The sequence below is a fragment of the Robinsoniella sp. genome, assembly GCF_034124845.1.
The window spans coordinates 1-3,241 of the sequence record NZ_JAWYAJ010000479.1 but is presented as its reverse complement, the minus strand read 5'-3'; the positions used below and the strand labels follow the sequence as shown (position 1 = coordinate 3,241).

Genomic DNA, 3,241 nt, shown 5'->3' with positions numbered 1-3,241 from the left:
GAATGGATCAGTGTTATTCCCATAGTTCCATCACGGAAATCTCCCCCATAGCAACCGTCATTCAAACAGGTCACTGCCATATCTCTTTCTTCCTCAAAAATACCGCACCATCTCTGCATAACTCTTTCTCTTTCACTTGCTTCATAAGTCTGCACGCCATAAGCCGTTTCACATAGATTTTGTCCCTGAAGGCAGGTTGGGATTTCCAGTTTCAGTAATTTACCTTTTTCCATCCATTCCACAGTGAGGTCCAGATCCACATCCCACCCCTTTTTCGGTAATATATAATGCATCACTGCCCTTGAATTATGATATCGGAACAAAGCCTCCACAATGGTTCTCACCTGCCCGTTTTCAATAATACGCACACTTTCCAGCTGCGCATCCACACCGGAGAAATCAGCCCCTTCTTCCTTTTCCATGAGAGTAAACCTGCCCTCCTCTTTCGGAAAACTCTGTACATTCATTGCCCAGGGGTCAAATCCGCTGTCCCGCACTGAAAGTCCGAATGCTCCTTCCTTCAGATATTCTGTGCCGTCAATTTTCAGGGAATCCATCAAGCCGGTTCTTTTACTGATTACGGCTTCTATATGCTCCCCGGTAAAACAAATCTTTGCACCTTCTTCCTGCCCTACCCAATCTGGTTGTTTCTCCATAAATGTTATGGTGCAGTCATACCGGTTCATCTGCATAGGCATTAGTTCTGCATAAAATGCCACTTTCTTTCTCCAGTCCAGATTCATATTGCAGGCTTCTTTTTCCACCTGGCATGGAATCTCTGCTCCCTTATAAAATACCGTTGGCATTCCAAAAGTAGTATCCCAGTTTTGATTCTGCATCTGAAATTCACAGGTCACAACTCCTTTTACCGGATAGGGATGAGGATTATAAATTAAAATCGGATATTCTCCCTCCTTAGCCGGCTGCTCCCCTTCAGCCAAGGCAAAAAATGCTCTTTTTTTCTGTTTCTCCAGCAGCTCCATACCATAGTTCATAATCCGTATACCCGACTCTTCCACTGATTTCACCGCTGAACCAGGTAAAATATCATGAAACTCCGCTGTAAGCAATGCTTTTTCTGCTTCTTTTAGTTCTTCCTCCGGATAATTCATTTTTTTCCGAAACACTGCAGCCGACACCATTTTTTCGGTCATATAGAGCAATCCTTCCAGTTTCCTGTGCATCTGTTTAATTCTGATCTGGGCAGTATAACAGCCTACTGCCCAGGGATTCAAGTCACTATGGAATTCAGGCAGATTTATATTCTCTTCTTCCAGTCTATTAAAGTATGATTCCGGAATGGAATGCTTTAGTTCACACAGTGGATTTTCTTTTCTTTTTTCCTGAATCTGACCCATATCCACATGAGAAGGCCCACCGCCGTGATTTCCTACTCCCCACAAGAGCAATCCCGTTTCCTGCCCCCGGTGGCTTTCCAGAAACTCTGTAATTTTCTTCCCTGCTTCTCCCATCAGCGAATTGTAATGTTCACTGGAGCGATGTCCTCTTATCCGGGAGCCGTCAAATCCAATCCAGAAGAAGTCATCATCCGGCAGACAGCAGTCCTCCTGGGATGGACGGCAGAAGATATAGGAATCATACCCTGCCTTCTGGAGAATCTGTACCATTCCTCTGGAGTGTCCAAAAGGATCAAAATTCACAGCCGTTTTCGGAAGAACACCAAATTTTTCAAAAAAATACTCTCTTCCCGTTTCTATCTGACGGATAAAAGACTCTCCCGAAGGCATATTACAGTCAGGCTGTAAAAACCATCCTCCCATAATATTCCATTTCCCTTCTTTCACCAGTTCCTGAATTGTTTGAAATAAATCCGGTTCATATTCTTCTACCCATTGGTACAGTAATGCTTCATTATGATTAAATATAAATCCATCATATTCTCTGCAGAATCTGGCTGCAATCCGAAAAGTGGACAATGCTGCTGCAATTCCTTCCTCCCAGTCCCACAGCCATACCGGATCCAGATGTGCGTTGCAAATCATATGTAATTCTTTCATTATCGTATTTCTCCATTTCTATTTTTTATACCCGCAGTTAACAGCAACGTATATAATTCTACTTTATAAAAACTCTTTCATTACCTCAACTACAAAATCTTATCTTTCCTTTGATTTTTAACAATTTTTTTCTTTGATTTTTAATGTAAACCTATTTTCCCTGCAAAGTCAGATTCATAAAAGAGCTGCTGCAGGAAATGGCATTATCTGCCTTTCTGCAACAGCTCTAATTCAGTTACTTATATTTATCATAGTATTCTTCAGCCGAATCATGATCCAGGTTGAAACACTTCTTCAGATTTTCAACAATACGTTCATGAAGATAACCTTCCGACAGATTGTAGTGTATAAATAATTTAATGCTTTCTTCTAATCCATCTGCTAAACCTTTAGCCAATGCTTTTTTTCTTTCCTCTTCAGCTTTTTCTTTTGCCTCTTTCACCTCTTTTTTCGCCATATATAAAATGTGGTTATGATCCCGGATTGCCTTTTCCCTGGATTCGTATTCGTACCTTTTCCGCTCATCTTCACTGATATGTTTTATGATCTGATATGCTTCGTTTATGTATTCATTTTTCTCAGCCATTTCCTTGAAATCCTCCTCCCGTTTTCCGTTCAGGAATTTCGCCCATTGCAGCAGTTCGTTTTCCGGTTCTTCCTGTCCAACCAGCTTGGGCAGCTCCAGCACATGCAGCTCCAGTTTATCAGAATATAAACTTCCCCGCTGGTCTTCCCTTAGATGGAAACAGGAATACCATGCATCGGTATCTTTTAAAAATGCAAAGTCCAGTATGCTGATCTGGATACATTTTACCAGAACATCGTAATTATCCCCGCTTACTATCTGGTCGGTGTACATTTTACAGGTATAGAACAGGGTCCGCTCCTCCCAGCAGTGAAACGGCAGTACCTGCATTTCCAAATCAACCTGGGTGTTATCATGCATCCGGACTCTTACATCCAGGATTCCAAGCTTTTCATTTTCGGTTTTCTTTCGCAGAGCTGTATTCAGCAATTCCGTTTCCTGAATTTCCTTTGGATCCAGATTCAAAAATGCTGCAATTAATCCCTTTCTTACTTTCTCACTGCACATCAGCTCCTTGAAACAAAAATCTATCGTAGGCAGCATGATAAATGGTTCTGTTTTCTTATTTTCGTTCTGAATGGCATTTGTTTTGGGCGAATTATCCATTGTTTGTCAGTCCTCCTCTTACTTTAAGGCA

2 protein-coding genes are annotated in these 3,241 nt (G+C 41.6%); both read right to left on the bottom strand.

All coding sequences use genetic code 11. From position 1 onward, the window contains the following. Positions 1–2,018 (bottom strand): glycoside hydrolase family 38 C-terminal domain-containing protein (locus tag ACH2DQ_RS23475; protein WP_395028546.1); only part of this gene is annotated, 2,018 nt, incomplete at its 3' end. 235 nt (positions 2,019–2,253) lie between these two features. Further along, positions 2,254–3,210 carry an Rpn family recombination-promoting nuclease/putative transposase gene (locus ACH2DQ_RS23470; RefSeq protein WP_394911922.1) on the bottom strand — a complete coding sequence of 319 codons (957 nt, stop codon included), beginning with the start codon at positions 3,208–3,210 and terminating at the stop codon, positions 2,254–2,256. Positions 3,211–3,241: the final 31 nt, after the last annotated feature.